Below are 16,462 nucleotides of genomic sequence, written 5' to 3'. Positions count from 1 at the left end.
CTGAGGGAGGGCGCGTGATCGAGGGAGGGCAGGTTTTCCGGCGGGCCTGGGTCGAGGGGGTGCACCGGCACTTCCCGGGCGGACCGAAGGCCGAGCACACCGTGCCGTGGCACGAGCTGCCCGCCTGGGAGCGGGCCGCGGCGAACGCGGTGTACGAGCAGGTGCGGGCGTTCGTGGAGCTCGGGGACACCTCGAGGCTGAGCAGGGTCCAAAAGGGACGGTTTGTGGCGCTCTGCTGGGTCGCCCAGGTCTACAAGCACATCGAGGCGCCCAAGGCGTCGTACGTCGCCGACTGGGACGAGTTGCCGCAGTGGCAGCGCGAGACCGATGCCGATGTGTTCGAGCACATCGAGGGCCTGATCCGGCCTCTGCTCACTTGATCTGCCCGTACCGCTCCAGCGACACCTGCCGTTCGTGGGCGTGGTCGACGATCGGGTCCGGGTAGCCGGGCACACCCGACGGCTGGTGGATCTTCTTGCCCACACACCCCCGCAGCTCCGGCACGTACTTGCGGACGTAGTCGCCGTGCGGGTCGAACTTCTCCCCCTGGGTGGTGGGGTTGAAGACGCGGAAGTACGGGGCCGCGTCCGTGCCCGAGCCCGCCACCCACTGCCAGTTGAGCTGGTTCGACGCCAGGTCGCCGTCGACCAGGTGGCGCATGAAGTGCCGGGCACCCCACCACCACGGGACGTGCAGGTCCTTCACCAGGAAGCTGGCCACGATCATGCGGACGCGGTTGTGCATCCAACCTTCCGCCAGCAGTTGGCGCATCCCCGCGTCGACGATCGGGTAGCCGGTCTCGCCGCGGCACCAGGCGTCGAAGTTGTCCTCGGCGTCGGTGTCGGTGTCGGTGCGCATGGCGTCGAACTTGGGGTTGTAGTTCTTGCGGGCGGCGGTCGGGTTGTGCCACAGGACGTCCGCGTGGAACTCGCGCCAGGCGAGTTCGTTGCGGTAGGTGCCGGGGCCCAGGTCGGCGAGCAGGGTCCGGGGGTGCACGCAGCCCCAGCGCAGGTAGGCCGACATCCGGCTGCTGCCGTCGACGCCGGGGCGGTCGCGGTCGTGGTCGTAGTCACCCAGCCGCTCGTCGCGGAACTCGGCCCAGGTCTCCAACGCGGCCCGCTCCCCCGCCTCGGGTAGCTCCGCCCGCACCGACGGGTCGTCCGGGATGCGCACCCGCCGCGGGCCGCCGTCCTTGTCCGCGGGATCGATCCAGTCCAGTGTGGACGCGTCGGTGTCTGCGGGTTTGCGCCAGCCGTGGTCGGCCCAGGCGCGGCTGAACGGGGTGAACACCTTGAACGGCTTGCCATCGGACTTCACCACCCGCCCCGGCGCGACCGCGTACGGCGACCCGGTGCGGACGAACTCGACGTCCAGCGCCTCGGCCACGCGGTCGTCGCGCGCGCTGCCGTACGGACCGAAGTCCGCCGACACGTGAACCGATCCAGCACCCACCGCGCGCACCACGCGCGGCAGCACGTCGACCGGGTCCCCGCGCACCACGAGCAGCCGTCCGCCCAGTTGCTCGTCGAGGTCCCGCAGGCACCGGTACAGGAAGGCCGACCGCGCCGGACCGGACGGCCGCAGCAGCTCCTCGTCCAGCACGAACAGCCCCAGCCCGCGCGGTGTGCGCTCGGCCGCCGCCAACAGGACCGGGTGGTCGCCGGTCCGCAGGTCACGCCGGAACCACACCACCGCAGGAGTCTCCGCCACGGCGGGCAAGGTTACCGATCACCGGCCCACCCCGCAGTGCCACTCCATCGGGTTAACCCGACCGTGGAAACGGCAGCGGCGCCGTCCACAGTCGACGGCGCCGCGATCGTGGTGGGGTGTCAGCGTTCGGTGACGGACTTGTACTCCCGCTCGGTGTGGCCGGTGTAGACCTGCCGCGGGCGGCCGATCTTGGTGGCCGGGTCGTTGATCATCTCGCGCCAGTGCGCGATCCAGCCGGGCAGGCGGCCGAGCGCGAACAGCACGGTGAAGAACTTGGTCGGGAAGCCCATGGCCCGGTAGATCAGGCCGGTGTAGAAGTCCACGTTCGGGTAGAGCTTGCGCGACACGAAGTAGTCGTCGGCGAGCGCGTGCTCCTCGAGCTGCTTGGCGATGTCGAGCAGCGAGTCGTCGCCGCCGAGCTTGCCCAGGATCTCGTCCGCGGTCTTCTTGATGATGGCGGCGCGCGGGTCGTAGTTCTTGTAGACCCGGTGGCCGAAGCCCATCAGCTTGACGCCGTCTTCCTTGTTCTTGACCTTCTTGACGAACGAGCCGACGTCGCCGCCCGAGTCCCGGATGCCCTCCAGCATCTCCAGCACCGCGCTGTTGGCGCCGCCGTGCAGCGGGCCGAACAGGGCGTTGATGCCCGCCGACACGCTGGCGAACAGGTTCGCCTCCGACGAGCCGACCAGCCGCACCGTGGAGGTGGAGCAGTTCTGCTCGTGGTCGGCGTGCAGGATGAGCAGCTGGTCGAGCGCGCGGACCAGGGTCGGGTCGAGGTCGTAGTTCTCGGCCGGGAAGCCGAAGGTCATGCGCAGGAAGTTCTCCACCAGGCCAAGGGAGTTGTCCGGGTAGAGGAACGGCTGGCCGATCGACTTCTTGTAGGCGTACGCCGCGATCGTCGGCAGCTTGGCCAGCAGCCTTATGGTCGAGATCTCCACGTGGTGGGAGTCGAACGGTTTCAGGCTGTCCTGGTAGAAGGTGGACAGTGCCGACACCGCCGAGGACAGCACGGGCATCGGGTGCGCGTCGCGCGGGAAGCCGTCGAAGAAGCGCTTCAGGTCCTCGTGCAGCAGGGTGTGCCTGCTGATCTTGTGGGTGAAGTCGTCCAGCTCGGCCTGGCTGGGCAGCTCGCCGTAGATCAGCAGGTAGCTGACCTCGATGAAGCTGGAGCGCTCGGCGAGCTGCTCGATCGGGTACCCGCGGTAGCGCAGGATGCCCGCGTCACCGTCGATGTAGCAGATGGCGGACGAGCACGAAGCGGTGTTCACGAAGCCGGGGTCGAGCGTGACCAGGCCGGTCTTGGCCAGCAGCTTGCCCAGGTCGACGCCTGACGAACCCTCGGTGGCGGGCACGACCGCCATCTCGTGCTCGCCGCCGGGGTATCGGAGGGCGGCGGTGTGCTCGGTGCCGGTGGGCACAGCGGTCCCGTCGGGCATGCAAGTACCTCTCACACTCGGGCAGGGCGGCGGTGACGGCCGAGCCGGTACGGCCCTGGTCGGGTGCGATCACGGCCGATGCGAATTGCGGCCACAGCGCAGCACCGCCCCATTGGGGTCCTGAGCCTCCTACGCTAGTGCTCCGCGCGCATTACGGACAGCCGTGACCGGGGGCGTCGGGCACTCTTGGGACACGTATCACAAATGACGCCACGTTTACGCCGGATTTCCCGGCGGCGCATCCCGGCTCAGTCCACCGAGCAATAGATCCGCCAAACCGGTGAACGCCTCGGCGTCGGAGACTTCGGCGCGCGCGGTGAGCACACCGGACTGGATGCCCTCGATCAGCCACCCGGCCATCTCGGCCACGAGCGCCGCGTGCACGTCCCGGAAGATGCCCTCCGCCACCCCCTCCGCGATGAACCCGCGGATCCGCTCGGCGGCGGCCTTGGCGTTGCGCTGGTACACCGCCCGGGTGGGGGCGAAGGCGGCGACGTCCTCGACGAAGCGCGGCGAGGCCACGCCCAGCTCCCGCGCGGCCCCGGAGAGGTAGCGCTCGATCCGCTCGCGCGCGTCGGCCGCGGTGGCGACGCCCTTCTCGACGCGCTCGGTGGCGCCGCGGAAGAAGTGGCCGACGACCTTGAGCGCCAGTTGCTCCTTGCTCGGCGCGAGCGCGTACAGGGTGGACTTGGAGCAGCGCAGCCGGGCGGCGAAGCCGTCGAGGGTGGTGTCGGCGAACCCCTCGGCCAGGAAGATCCCGAGCAGCTGCTCCAGCAGGGCGGCCTGCCGGGCGGTCGGGGTGCGTCGCGGGTTCATGTCGTTCACAGTATCGACAGGTCAGGACCCCGAACAGTACTGTGGAGCGTCCCCCAGTACTGTCCCGAGTACTGCTCAGGTTTGACCGAAAGGCCCGAACATGCCTGCCGAGCGCCTGCTGCCCACCACCGAGGCCGAGGACCTGCTCGCCCTCACCCGTGAGATCGCCCGCGACGAACTCGCGCCGGTCGCCGCCGAGTACGAGGAACACGAGCGCTTCCCCCGCGAGCAGTTCCGGCTGCTCGGCCGCAGCGGCCTGCTGGGGCTGCCGTACCCGGAGGAGTGGGGTGGGTCGGCGCTGCCCTACGAGGTGTACCTCCAGGTCCTCGAGGAGCTGGCGGCGGCGTGGATGACGGTGGGCGTCGGCGTGTCCGTGCACACCATGTCCTGCTACGCGCTCGCCCGGCACGGCACCGAGGAGCAGCGGGCCCGGTTCCTGCCGGACATGCTCGGCGGGGACCTGCTCGGCGCGTACGCGCTGTCGGAGAGCCACGCGGGCTCGGACGCCGCCGCGCTGACCACCCGGGCCCGGCGCGAGGGCGACGACTACCTGGTCAACGGCGCCAAGGCGTGGATCACCCACGGCGGTCAGGCGGACTTCTACACGACCATGGTCCGCACCTCGGACGACGGCGCGCGGGGCATCAGCTGCCTGCTGGTCGACGCGGGCACGCCCGGCGTGGAGTTCACCCCGCCGGAGCGCAAGATGGGCCTCACCGGCTCGTCCACCACCCAGGTCCTGTTCTCCGGCGCCCGGGTCCCCACCGACCGGCTGCTCGGCGCCGAGGGCCAGGGGTTCAAGATCGCGCTCTCCGCGCTGAACTCCGGGCGGCTCGGCATCGCGGCGTGCGCGGTCGGGTTGGCGCAGGCCGCGTTGGACGAGGCCGTGTCCTACGCCAAGCAGCGCACCCAGTTCGGCCGGACGATCATCGACTTCCAAGGACTGGGCTTCCTGCTCGCGGACATGGCCGCCGCCGTGGAGTCGGCCCGCGCGACCTACCTGGAGGCCGCCCGCAGGCGCGACCGCGGCCTGCCGTTCGTCCGCCAGGCCTCGATCGCCAAGCTGGTCGCCACCGACGCGGCCATGAAGGTCACCACGGACGCGGTGCAGGTCCTCGGCGGCGCGGGCTACACCCGCGACTTCCCGGTCGAGCGCTACCTGCGCGAGGCGAAGGTGCCCCAGATCTTCGAGGGCACCAACCAGATCCAGCGCGTGGTGATCGCCCGCCAGCTGCGCGAAGCCGATGTGACCGGATGACCGGGACGGCCTGAGGGGACCGCGATCGGTCGCGGGAAGACGGGTTGTGAACGGTCCGCTGTGAATACCGCGAACCGCCGGATTCACGCCGATCACGCGTCACCCCCTTACGCGACAGTCAGTATCGACGATCATGACGACATGGGGAACACTGTCTCGGCTCGCTGCGGTGGTGCTCGGTGAACCAACCGGTCCTGGCCGACCAGGTGGTCGACATCCTGGCTGACCTGGCGTCGAACACCTTGTCCGGCAACCAGAAGCGCGCCGCGGACGTCCTCTTCGACGCGGTGCTCGGCCGGTTGCGCCGGATCCGGCTGGCCGCCGCGTTCGACGTGTTCGAGGCCGACCCGACCGCGCCGCAGCCGAGGTCGACGCTGACCACGATCCTCAACGACCAGTTCGCCCGCGACCCGTCCTTCCGCGACCAGGTCTCGAACCTGGCGCAGGCCGCGGGCGCGGCGCCGCAGCCGCCGGAGGAGCCCCTGCCCGCCCGGTACTCCCCGCGGGTGCCCAAGCGGGTCCTCATGGGGGCCGGGGCGGCGGTCCTGGCCCTGGCCCTGGTCGTGGGTGGTCGCGCGCTGTTCGTCGAGCTGACCGAGGAACCCGAGTTGGACGGCACCACACCGTGCCGGACCTTCTGGACGTTGAAAGAACCCGAACAGCGGGGACTGCTGGTCCGCGCCTACCGCGGCAAGGGCCAGGAACGGCGCGAGGACGAGCCGTACATCGTGGCGAGCGTCCTGTACGCCTGCGGGCAAAGCCCGGATAGCACGGTCAACGACATAATCGACGCGGCGGCGCTGAAATAGCGCGGAATTCCGCCGGTTCAGCCCCGGTGGAACGGGCTCTCGGTCACGCCGAACCCGGTTTGCTCGTCGAACCGGTACACCGACCGCCCATTCACGAACACCCGCGTGGCGCGGCTCATCACGTCCAGCGGGTCGCCCGACCAGAGCACCACGTCGGCGTCGAGCCCCGGTGCCAGCGCGCCGACGCGGTCACCGATTCCCATCATCTCCGCCGGGTTGGTGGTGATCGACCGCAATCCGGTCTCCTCGTCCAGCCCCTCCTTCACCGCCAGGGTCACCTGGTGCACGAGGAAGTTGATGGGCACGACGGGGTGGTCGGTGGTGATCGCGATGCGAACACCCGCCCGCGCCAGGATCCCGGGGGTGCGCAGCGTGCGGTTGCGCAGCTCCACCTTGAGGCGGCTGACGAACAGCGGCCCGACGACGACGGGGATGTCGCGTTCGGCGATGAGGTCGGCGATCAGGTGCGCTTCCGTGCCGTGGTTGAGGACCAGGCGGTAGCCGAACTCGTCGGCCAGGCGGATCGCGGTCGCGATGTCGTCGGCGCGGTGGGCGTGCTGGCACCAGGGGATCTCGCCGTCGAGCACGCGCGCGAGGGTCTCGTCGGCGAGGTCGCGGTCGAACGGTTCGCCGTTCTCCCGCGCGCGGTCCCGTCGGGCGCGGTAGTCCTGGGCCTTGGTCAGGGCCTCGCGGATGACGGCCGCGACGCCCAACCTGGTGGCGGGCATGACGTTGCGCTCGCCGTAGTTGCGCTTCGGGTTCTCCCCCAACGCGCTCTTGACGCTGATCGGCGCGCGCACCAGCATCTCGTCGGCGGTGCGGCCCCAGGCCTTCACGGCAACCGTCTGGCCGCCGATCACGTTGCCGGAGCCCGGTTTCACCACGATCGTCGTGACGCCACCGGCCAGCGCGTCGCGGAAGCCCTCGTCGTCCGGGTTGATCGCGTCGAGGGCCGACACCTGCGCGGTGACGGGGTTGGTCGTCTCGTTGAGGTCGCGACCCTCCCAGCCCTCGGACTCCTCCAGGACGCCGACGTGGCCGTGCGCCTCGACGAAACCGGGCAGCACCCAGGAACCCGACGCGTCCACGATCTCCGCGTCGTCCGGGACGTCCACGTCGGCGGCGGGGCCGACGGCGGCGATCCGGCCGCCATCGATGAGCACGGTCCCGCCCTCGATCGGCGCGCCCACAACCGGAACCACGTATCCACCCGTCACGGCGATAGTCACACCACCACCGTAGCGCGATGATCAACATGCCACCGGCCCGAACGGCTAGATCGGTGAGATTCCCCAGGATCCGGTCCAGCGCGCGCCCGCGTCCACAACCAACAGGTCCACTCCCGAGTTGAGCGCGTCCGGCGGGCAGGTCATCGGTTCGACCGCGACCGCGCCGCCTTCGCGGCCGGGGAAGGAATCCGGGGTGTACACCTGGACCCAGCGGAACACCGGGTCCGCCCACAGGTCCACGCCGCCGGACCCGCCGCGCAGCGTGTGGTGGACCAGTCCGTCGCTTTCCGGCGCGCAACCGCCGAATGCGTCGTCGAGCGTGACTTCCCGGACCACACGGGAGAACCGGGGCACCGGGGTGGCGGACCCGGTGGGCACCATGCGTTCCGGGTCGAGCGGCAGGTGCGTGGTCGCGGCGAGGGTGAGCACGCAGTCGTCGACGTCGAGGCGGCCGGGGCGCGGGTACGGGTGAGCGCCGACGCCGAAGGGCATCGGGCGCTCGCCCAGGTTCTCGACGCCGTGCGTGACGGTGAGGCCCGCAGCGGAGACGGTGTAGGTGGTGGTGGTCCGGAAGGGGAAGGGCCAGCCGGGGCGGCCGTCGACGGTGACCGCCAGCGTCACGGTGTCGTCGGCGCGCTCGGCGACCTCCCAGGTCTCGCGGCGCACGAGTCCGTGGCTGGCATTGCCGCGCGCGGGCTCCGTTACGTCGAGGCGCAACTCCTCGCCGTCGTGGTGCCAGACGGCCCCCGCGACCCGGTTGGGCCAGGGCACCAGCACGGCGCCGGAGCCCATGGGTGGCTGCTCCCCCGCCGGGAAGGTTTCCAGGTAGGGCACGTCGTCGAACTCGAAGAGGCGCAGCGCGGCGCCGTGGTGGGTGGCGACGGCACGGGCGCCGCCAAAGCGGATCTCGGTCTCGGCCATGCCAAGGAGGCTAGTCGGGTCGCCACGGTCGCGACTCTTACTAGACCGGTCTGTATAATAACCGCCATGCCCCGCCGTACCGACACCCGAGACCGCACGCTGCGCACCGCCGCCGAGCTGTTCCGCACGCACGGCTACCACGGCACCGGCCTCAACCAGGTCGTCGCCGAGGGCGGCCTGCCCAAGGGGTCGCTGTACTTCCACTTCCCCGGCGGCAAGGAGCAGCTGGCCGCCGAGGCGGTGGGGCTGGCGGGGGCCGAGGTGTGCGCGTGGGTGGACCGGGCGTTCACCGAGACGCCGGACGCGGTGGGCGCGCTCGCCGCGATCACCGGGTTCCTGGCCGACGAGCTGGCGGCCTCCGGGTTCCGGCGGGGCTGCCCGATCGGCACCCTCGCCCAGGACGCCGGGGACGCGGAGCCGGTGCGCGCGGCCTGCGCCGAGGCGTTCCGCGCGTGGCACGGCGTCGTCCGCGGCCACCTCGCCCGGCACGGGCTACCCGACCCCGACGCGCTGGCCACCACGTTCTTGGCCGCCGTCGAGGGCGCTCAACTGCTCTCCCGCAACCAACGCGACACGGCCCCGTTGCGCGCGGTCGCCACCGCACTCGCACCACTGCTTCGAAAGGACTCCTAGATGCGCGTTCGACACCTCGACTGCGGCAGCATGCACCCGCTCGGCGGGAAGCTGGTCGACGGTGAGCCGGGGCTGTTCCGGTTCGCCCACATGGTCTGCCACGTGCTGCTCGTCGAATCCGACGACGGCCTGGTGCTCGTGGACACCGGCTTCGGCGTCACCGACCTGACCGACCCGCGCACGAACCTGCCCGGCCCGTTCGTGGCCCTGGTGCGCCCGGTGCTGGACCCGGCGCAGGCGGCGGTCCGGCAGGTCAAGGCGCTGGGCTACGACCCGGCGGACGTCCGGCACATCATCCTCACCCACCTCGACCTCGACCACGCGGGCGGCCTCGCCGACTTCCCCGACGCGCGCGTGCACGTCTACGGGCCGGAGCTGCGCGCGGCGCTGACCCCGGCGACCGGCGCCGAGCGGCACCGCTACCGGCAGGCCCACTGGGCGCACGGGCCGAAGTGGGAGGTGCACGAGCCCACCGGCGGTGAGGGCTGGATGGGCATGGAGGCCGTGCGCGGGCTCGCGGGCCTGTCCGACGACTTCCTGCTCGTCCCGCTGGTCGGCCACACGCGCGGGCACTGCGGCGTGGCGGTCCGCTCGGACGACGGTTGGCTGCTGCACGCGGGGGACGCGTACTTCAACCGGGCGCAGATGGGGCCGACGGCCAAGTCGACCGTGGGGCTGCGGGTGTTCGAGTCTTTGGTGCAGACGGAGAAGGAGGCCCGCAAGGCCAACCAGGACCGGTTGCGGACCATGCTCGCCGCACACGACGTCACGGTCTTCTCCGCCCACGACGTCGTGGAACTGCGCCAGCTCACACGCTGAGCTTCTCCGCGTCCACCCGCACCCGCCCGACCACGAAGCGGTTGACGAGCCAGAGGACGACGCCGACGGCCAGCAGGATGGCGGCGATGCCGTACTCGCGGGCGGGCCTGCCGGACAGCGGGCTGGCCAGGTAGGCGCAGGCCACGGCGCCGATGGCCGGGAGCGCGGTCGGCGCGCGGAAGTGCTTGTGCTCGACCGTGTCCTTGCGCAGCACCAGAACGGCGATGTTGACGACCGTGAACACCACGAGCAGCAACAGCGAAGTCGTGCCCCCGAGCAGGTTGATGTCGACGGTGGCCACCAGCACAACGGCGATGAGACTCGTGAACACGATCGACACCCACGGCGTCCGCCGCGCGGGGTGCACGACGCCGAAGACCTTCGGGATGATCCGCTCGTTGGCCATCCCGTAGACCAACCGGCTGGCCATCAACATGTTGATCAGCGCCGAGTTGATGACGGCGAGCAACCCGATCAACGCGAACACCCAGAGCGGGAAGTCGGGCGCGCCCGCGGAAAGCACCTTGAGCAGCGCGTCGCTGCCGGACCCCGCCAACTCGCGGGCGGGGAGCAGGAGCGAGGACGTGACCGCGACCAGTACGTAGATGACCGCCGCGATCCCCATGCCGACCAACATGGCGCGCGGGAAGATGCGAACCGGCTCGCGGCACTCCTCCGCCATGTTGACCGAGTCCTCGAACCCCACCATGGCGAAGAAGGCCAACGCGGTGGCCGAGCTGACGGCGATGAGGGAACTCTGGCCGGAGGTGTCGATTTCGACGAGCCTGCCGGGGTCCCCCTGACCGTTGGCGATGGCGTAGATGCCGACCACGATGATGATGAGCAACCCCGAAAGCTCAATCACCGTAAGCACGACATTGGCCCACAACGACTCGGCAACACCCCGGAAGTTGATGGCCGCCAAGAGCACGACGAACCCCACCGCGATCCAGACAGTGGGAATGGTGAGCGAGTCACCCATGAGTTTCTTGAGGTAGGTGTTCCCGAACGCCTGCGCGGCGGAGGCAGCGGAGGTGATACCGGAAGACATGACGGCGAAGGCCACCATGAACGTCAGGAACTGGACTTTGAACGCCCGGTTGGCGTAGAGCGCGGCCCCGGCGGCCTTCGGGTACTTGCCGACCAGCTCCAGGTAGCTGAACGCGGTCAAGAAGGCGACGGCGAAGGCGAGGAGGAAGGGCAGCCAGAGGGCGCCACCGACCTTGCCCGCGACCGTGCCGGTCAGGGCGTAGACACCGGTACCGATGATGTCCCCGACGACGAACAGCAGCAACAACCCGGGCCCGATCACCCGCTTCAACTCAGGCTGCGCCTGCTCCTGGGAGGTCATGCCGCAACAGTGTCCCGGAAGGACTCAAACCAAACATCGTTTTGAGCCACGCACAACACCTCTGCCCCGTTCGCCACCCACCGGTCCCTCGCGAACCCCAACAGCACCCGTTGCCGTGATGTCAACGCGCTGGGCGCCACACAGAAAATAAGAAAGCCTGGGGACGGCCCCAAAGGGGCGGCACCCAGGCTTTAGTCATCGTGCTCAACGCACTGGTTAGGAGTGAACCACACCGTGGCCAACACTGTCAACACTCGGGCTGGCTTGCTGGCGAAAGACCCTTTCGCCAAGCATGTCGCTGCGCGGCTGGCCGACTTCTTCGCGGACACCACTCCGTGGCCACGGCGACTGTGGGACGTGGGCAGCGTGCTCGCGCTCCGCGAGGCGGTGGAGGCGGGCAATTGGCTCCGTGCCCATGTTCTCTCAGGAGCTTCGGTGGCCTGGTACCTGCACGATCTGGAACGCGCGCTAGGCCCTGACCGGGGGCTCGGCGATGGGCGCTTGCGTCGCGAACTCACCGATCTGCTGCGCAACGGCTTGTCCCCGGACGGACAAGACCGCCGAAAGCTGATCGAGCTCCTACCCGCGATCCAGAAGAACTACCTGACCCGCTGGGCGGACAGTGTCGACTCATCCCGCCCGCCTTCAGCAGAGCGGCTGGCCAAGGCTGTTGCCACACATCTCCTCGACTGCGGCCACAGCTCCGGGCAGCTGCACCGCTGGGTCCGAGCGTTCACTCGCGAGCCGCAGGCATCACTGGCCGATCTGCTGGACTCCGCTCGCGAACTGGCGGACAGGGTGGACCAGGAGTTCGAGGTCATCGTCCCGTTCATCTCCGTACCGGAGCAGCAACTACTAGTCGAACACCTTCGTGAATGGCTCTCTCCCGACGAGGCTTCGGCCTGGTTCAAAGCGCAGAACCTCACCAACCCCGAGCGCCAGAACGGCGCGTTCCGCTACCGCGTCTCGGCGAAGGACGCTGTTGCCGACGCCCGAACCATGGGTGGACTGGTCCGGCGCATGGAGAACCGGTGGTCCTACTCCCGGAGATCGGACAAGACGTTGCGGCCGTGCGGCAAGGTGTGGGTCATGGGTGCGGCGAAGCCGCTACCGCTGCTCCCCCCGCCGCGTGGCGTCGCGATTCCCTCGCTCATGCGGGAGCGAACCATGTTCGACGTGCAGAAGAGCGACCGACTGGATGAAGCGCTCGAGCTCGCCGCGCCGCTGGACGCCGGTCCCTCGACCTCGGCGGTGACCGGGGCCTGGGCGGCGATCGAGGCGTTGCTCTTCCACCCCGGCGACAAGGCCGAGACCAAGGTGGGACGAGCTGTGGCCGGAGACCGCCTCGCGGCGATCACCGCCTGCTCTTGGCCGCGTGCCGAGCTGACAGCGCTGTCGTACCAGCATCAACCTCCTGCTCCAGACAAGCTCAGCGAGGACTTGGCGAATTGCCCCAACAACCAGCGCCGTTCGGAGGTAGTCGCGAACGCCTTGGGCAACACTTCACTGGTGATCACAACCGCGAGCGATAGCGCTGCGGCCGACCGCATGACGGCGATGGTGCAGGATCCCCAGCCGCAACTGGAGAGCGTCCGCCGGGTCTTCAGAGGGATATTCAGGCGGCTCTACCGGCAGCGGAACATCGTCGCGCACGGTGGGAGCACCGGCGGGGTTGCGCTCGAAGCAGCGCTTCGAACAGCGGCACCGCTGGTCGGCGCGGGACTCGACCGGATTGTGCACGCGAAGCTCGCGGCGGGTGTCAAGCCACTGGCGCTGGCGGCCGGAGCGGAGAACTCGCTGGCTTTGGTCGGGGACGCCATGGGGCAGCCGGTGACCGGTTTGCTCGGCTGAGTCAGTCGATCTTCTCGGGTTGCGGGGCGAAGCGGTAGCGCCAGAAGGCCGGGAGGAAAGCGACCGTGATGATGGTCAGCACGATGCTCAGCACGCCGCCCCACGTGGCCGCCGCGCGGGTGCCGAACTCGGCGGCCGCCCAGCCGTGGGTCAGGTCGGCGATGCGGGGTCCGCCCGCGACCACCACCGTGAACACGCCCTGCATCCGGCCGCGCATTTCGTCCGTGGCCTCGGTTTGCAGCATCGAGCTGCGGTGCACCGCGCTCACCAGGTCGGCCCCGCCCGCCAGCGCCAGGAAGACGACGGCCAGCCAGAGGGAGCTGGTGAGGCCGAACGCCGCGATGGCCGCGCCCCAGCCGACGATCGCGCAGGTGATCACCACGCCCTGGCGGGCGATGCGCGAGTAGGCGCCGGAGAACAGGCCGAACAGGGCCGCGCCGATCGGGATCGCGGCGTAGAGCACGCCCAGGGCGGTGCCGCCGCTGGGCGGGTCGCCGAAGGTGCGCTGGGCCATCTCGGGGAACAGGGCCCGGGGCATGCCCGCGACCATGGCGATGATGTCGACCAGGAACGACACCAGCAGCAGCTTGCGCATCCCCAGGTACCGGAAGCCCTCGACGATCGACCGCAGCCCGGCCGTCCGGTTGGCCAGCTCCCCCGGCGCGATCGGCGGCAGCTGCCACACCATGTAGCACGCCACCGTCAGCGCGACCGCGTCGATCAGGTACATAGTGGACAGTCCGAGCGCGGGGATCAGCGCACCGGCCAGCAGCGGGCCGAAGATCATGCCGAAGGTGAACGTGGTGAAGCTCAGCGCGTTCGCGGGCGGCAGCAGCTCCGCGGGCACCAGCCGGGCGACGGCGGCGCTGCGGGCGGGCATGTTGACCGCCACGAACGCCTGCTGCAACCCCAGCAGCACCAGGATCACCGGCACCGAGTTCAGCCCGACGAACGCCTGCACCCAGAACAGCACCGACATCACCGCGACGCCGATGTTGCTCCACAGCATCACCGTGCGCCGGTCGACGGCGTCGGCGATGGCCCCGCCCCACAGCCCGAAGATCAGCAGCGGGACCAGCCCGACGGCACCGGTCAACCCGACGTATCCCGAGGAGTGCGTCAGCTCGTAGATCTGCTGCGGCACCGCCACCGTGGTCAACTGGCTGCCGATGGCGGTGACCACGGTGGACACCCACATGCGACGGTAGTCGAGCACCTTCAGTGGCCTGGTGTCGATGACGATCCGACCCAGGATGCCCTTTGCCCGCCCAGTCGCCTCAGTGGTCACGATTGGTTAGCTTAGGTTAGCTAACCAATCCGTGTCCTGTGACTTTTCCCGGAGCCCGCGGTCTCAGAACCGGGGGTCACGGACCGAGGCGCTCGACCTTCCAGCCGTCCCGGCCGAGCTTGTAGCGCAACCGGTCGTGCATCCGGTCGCGGCGGCCCTGCCAGAACTCGACCAGCTCGGGCTGGATCCGCCAGCCACCCCAGTGCGGGGGGACCGGCACGGTCTCGGCGTCGGCGAACCGGCGCTCCACATTGGCCAGTGCGGTCTCCAGCGTGCCGCGCCCGCTCACCACGATCGACTGCGGCGACGCCCACGCGCCCAGCTGCGAGCCGCGCGGCCGCTTGGCCCAGTACGCCGCGGTCTCCTTGGCGCTGACCTTCTCCACGGTGCCGCGGATCGTCGCCTGGCGGTGCAGCCCGTACCAGGGGAAGGTGGCCGAGGCGTAGCGCGTGGCGCTGAGGTCGTGGCTCTTGGCGGAGGTGTAGTTGGTGAAGAACACCAGCCCGCGCTCGTCGAGGCCCTTGGCCAGCACGGTGCGCGAGGACGGCATGCCGTCGGCGCCCGCGGTGGCCAGCACCATGGCGTTGGGCTCGGCCAGCCCGGCCTGCTTGGCCGCGTCCAGCCAGGCTTGCAGCTGTTCGTGCCAGGAGGCGGCGAGGTCGCTCTCGTGCAGGTCGCCGTGCTCGTAGGACACCCGCATGGTCGGGAGCTCAAGGGCGATGTCGCCGTCAGCCATTCCACGTCTCCTCACCGCAGCGCGTGGCGGGGTCGCACCACGAGGCCAGTTTGGTTCATTGGACGGTACGGGGAATCGAGGTGAACGGAAACCGCCCGCACGGTGACAGCGGACACCAAGCGCCCGGAGCTGGCGATCGCCGACAATCTGGATCGTTTCACTGGATCGTGACCGAAGACACCGGTGTGAACGATTGCTAACACCGGGTACGAGGAGGAGGGTTGCCCGAAAGCCGTGCAGTGGTGCCCGGCGTGGGCGATCTGCCTCGCAGTGCCGCTGCCGACCCCGCGGAAACCTCCGTGAACCGTCGTGGACATGGCGTGAAAGGCGAGGCGTATGCAGAACGCGGTGCGCGAGACCGAGCAGAGCTCTCCCGCGCAGACCCCCACCCCGCCGGACGACGGTTTCAAACCCGGCCTCGAGGGCGTCATCGCCTTCCGGACGGAGATCGCCGAGCCGGACCGCGACGGCGGCGCCCTGCGCTACCGGGGCGTGGACATCGAAGACCTCGCGGGCAAGGTCACCTTCGGCGACGTCTGGTCCCTGCTGGTGGACGGCCGCTTCGGCCGCGGCCTGCCGCCCGCCGAGCCGTTCCCGCTGCCGGTGCACTCCGGTGACGTGCGGGTGGACGTGCAGGCGGGCCTGGCCATGCTGGCCCCGATCTGGGGTTACCGCCCGCTGCTGGACATCACCGACGAGGAGGCCCGCGAGCAGCTGGCCAGGGCGTCGGTCATGGCGCTGTCCTATGTGGCCCAGTCGGCGCGCGGCATCCACCAGCCCGCGGTGCCGCAGCGGCGCATCGACGAGTGCGCCACCATCACCGAGCGGTTCATGACCCGCTGGCGCGGCGAGCCCGACCCGGCGCACACCAGGGCCATCGACGCGTACTGGGTCTCCGCCGCCGAGCACGGCCTCAACGCCTCCACCTTCACCGCCCGGGTGATCTCCTCCACCGGCGCGGACGTGGCGGCGGCGCTGTCCGGGGCGATCGGCGCGATGTCGGGTCCGCTGCACGGCGGCGCGCCCGCCCGGGTGCTGCCGATGATCGCCGACGTGGAGCGCAGCGGTGACGCCCGCGCGTACGTCAAGGGCATCCTCGACCGCAAGGAACGCCTGATGGGCTTCGGCCACCGGGTCTACCGCGCCGAGGACCCGAGGGCCCGCGTGCTGCGCCGCACCTGCCGGGAGCTCGGCGCCGAGCGCTACGAGGTCGCCGCCGCGCTGGAGCAGGCCGCGCTGGCCGAGCTGCGCGAGCGCCGCCCCGACCGGGCGATCGAGACCAATGTGGAGTTCTGGGCCGCGGTCATCCTGGACTTCGCCCAGGTGCCGCCGCACATGATGCCCGCGATGTTCACCTGCGCCCGCACCGCGGGCTGGTGCGCGCACATCATGGAGGAGAAGCGCACGGGCAGGCTGATCCGCCCGGCCGCCAAGTACGTGGGCCCGGCACCGCGCCGACCGGAGGACGTCGAGGGCTGGTCGACCGTCCGCGGCTGACAATTCGACGATTCACCGGAAAGGGGCCACCGACACCACGTCGGTCGGCCCCGTTGTCCTTTTCCGCGTAGGCCAGCGGACACCGCTGTCCACCGACCGGTGGACAGC

The 16,462-nt window shown here is 70.1% G+C and carries 15 protein-coding genes; 7 read left to right on the top strand and 8 right to left on the bottom strand.

The window, feature by feature from the left end; translation table 11 throughout:
* Nucleotides 1-14: 14 nt before the first annotated feature.
* Nucleotides 15-380, top strand: a complete 366-nt coding sequence (locus tag V5P93_RS03210) for a hypothetical protein (protein ID WP_104477455.1) — start codon at nucleotides 15-17, stop codon at nucleotides 378-380.
* Here V5P93_RS03210 and V5P93_RS03205 read toward each other — a convergent pair.
* The 3 genes from V5P93_RS03205 to V5P93_RS03195 form a co-directional block, all read right to left on the bottom strand.
* The gene (locus V5P93_RS03205; RefSeq protein WP_245931091.1) at nucleotides 373-1,710 is read right to left on the bottom strand and encodes a deoxyribodipyrimidine photo-lyase; all 1,338 of its coding nucleotides are present in this window, start codon (nucleotides 1,708-1,710) and stop codon (nucleotides 373-375) included. The two genes, V5P93_RS03210 and V5P93_RS03205, sit on opposite strands and share 8 nt — an antisense overlap.
* A gap of 119 nt (nucleotides 1,711-1,829) precedes the next feature.
* The gene (locus V5P93_RS03200) at nucleotides 1,830-3,146 is read right to left on the bottom strand and encodes a citrate synthase (protein ID WP_104477459.1); all 1,317 of its coding nucleotides are present in this window, start codon (nucleotides 3,144-3,146) and stop codon (nucleotides 1,830-1,832) included.
* 216 nt (nucleotides 3,147-3,362) lie between these two features.
* Complete coding sequence (locus tag V5P93_RS03195) at nucleotides 3,363-3,962, bottom strand: TetR/AcrR family transcriptional regulator (RefSeq protein WP_104477823.1); 600 nt, start codon at nucleotides 3,960-3,962, stop codon at nucleotides 3,363-3,365.
* Nucleotides 3,963-4,062: 100 nt separating this feature from the next.
* On the opposite strand from V5P93_RS03195, the gene V5P93_RS03190 reads away from it, so the two are divergent.
* Both V5P93_RS03190 and V5P93_RS03185 read left to right on the top strand, forming a co-directional pair.
* On the top strand, nucleotides 4,063-5,220 hold the full coding sequence (locus V5P93_RS03190) for an acyl-CoA dehydrogenase family protein (RefSeq protein WP_104477461.1): 1,158 nt from the start codon (nucleotides 4,063-4,065) through the stop codon (nucleotides 5,218-5,220).
* A gap of 179 nt (nucleotides 5,221-5,399) precedes the next feature.
* A complete protein-coding gene (locus tag V5P93_RS03185) occupies nucleotides 5,400-6,029 on the top strand; it encodes a hypothetical protein (RefSeq protein WP_104477463.1) in 630 nt (209 codons plus the stop codon).
* 17 nt (nucleotides 6,030-6,046) lie between these two features.
* Here V5P93_RS03185 and V5P93_RS03180 read toward each other — a convergent pair whose 3' ends face one another.
* Both V5P93_RS03180 and V5P93_RS03175 read right to left on the bottom strand, forming a co-directional pair.
* Nucleotides 6,047-7,258, bottom strand: a complete 1,212-nt coding sequence (locus V5P93_RS03180; protein ID WP_104477465.1) for an amidohydrolase — start codon at nucleotides 7,256-7,258, stop codon at nucleotides 6,047-6,049.
* A 45-nt stretch (nucleotides 7,259-7,303) separates the two neighbouring features.
* A complete protein-coding gene (locus V5P93_RS03175; RefSeq protein WP_104477467.1) occupies nucleotides 7,304-8,179 on the bottom strand; it encodes an aldose 1-epimerase family protein in 876 nt (291 codons plus the stop codon).
* A 66-nt stretch (nucleotides 8,180-8,245) separates the two neighbouring features.
* Between V5P93_RS03175 and V5P93_RS03170 the strand changes: the two genes are divergently transcribed.
* Both V5P93_RS03170 and V5P93_RS03165 read left to right on the top strand, forming a co-directional pair.
* Nucleotides 8,246-8,812 carry a TetR/AcrR family transcriptional regulator gene (locus V5P93_RS03170; protein WP_104477469.1) on the top strand — a complete coding sequence of 189 codons (567 nt, stop codon included), beginning with the start codon at nucleotides 8,246-8,248 and terminating at the stop codon, nucleotides 8,810-8,812.
* Entirely contained in the window at nucleotides 8,813-9,631 is an 819-nt protein-coding gene (locus V5P93_RS03165; protein WP_104477471.1) for an MBL fold metallo-hydrolase, read from the top strand.
* Here the strand turns inward: V5P93_RS03165 and V5P93_RS03160 are convergent.
* The gene (locus V5P93_RS03160; protein WP_104477473.1) at nucleotides 9,621-10,982 is read right to left on the bottom strand and encodes an APC family permease; all 1,362 of its coding nucleotides are present in this window, start codon (nucleotides 10,980-10,982) and stop codon (nucleotides 9,621-9,623) included. The genes V5P93_RS03165 and V5P93_RS03160 overlap by 11 nt on opposite strands.
* Before the next feature lie 234 nt (nucleotides 10,983-11,216).
* Between V5P93_RS03160 and V5P93_RS03155 the strand changes: the two genes are divergently transcribed.
* Entirely contained in the window at nucleotides 11,217-12,833 is a 1,617-nt protein-coding gene (locus V5P93_RS03155; RefSeq protein ID WP_146107937.1) for an integrase, read from the top strand.
* Between the two features lies 1 nt (nucleotide 12,834).
* Here V5P93_RS03155 and V5P93_RS03150 read toward each other — a convergent pair whose 3' ends face one another.
* Together V5P93_RS03150 and pdxH are read right to left on the bottom strand one after the other, a co-directional pair.
* Nucleotides 12,835-14,121, bottom strand: coding sequence for an MFS transporter (locus tag V5P93_RS03150; RefSeq protein ID WP_281261641.1), 1,287 nt, complete (start codon nucleotides 14,119-14,121; stop codon nucleotides 12,835-12,837).
* 76 nt (nucleotides 14,122-14,197) lie between these two features.
* Complete coding sequence (pdxH, locus tag V5P93_RS03145; RefSeq protein WP_104477476.1) at nucleotides 14,198-14,857, bottom strand: pyridoxamine 5'-phosphate oxidase; 660 nt, start codon at nucleotides 14,855-14,857, stop codon at nucleotides 14,198-14,200.
* 336 nt (nucleotides 14,858-15,193) lie between these two features.
* Here pdxH and V5P93_RS03140 point away from each other — a divergent pair, with 336 nt between their 5' ends.
* Nucleotides 15,194-16,354, top strand: coding sequence for a citrate synthase 2 (locus tag V5P93_RS03140; RefSeq protein ID WP_104477478.1), 1,161 nt, complete (start codon nucleotides 15,194-15,196; stop codon nucleotides 16,352-16,354).
* The last annotated feature ends 108 nt before the right edge of the window (nucleotides 16,355-16,462 follow it).

Source organism: Actinokineospora auranticolor, from assembly GCF_041897805.1.
Taxonomy (GTDB): Bacteria; Actinomycetota; Actinomycetes; order Mycobacteriales; family Pseudonocardiaceae; genus Actinokineospora; species Actinokineospora auranticolor.
Note: the sequence above shows the minus strand (reverse complement) of the source record. Positions and strands in the feature narration are given on the sequence as shown.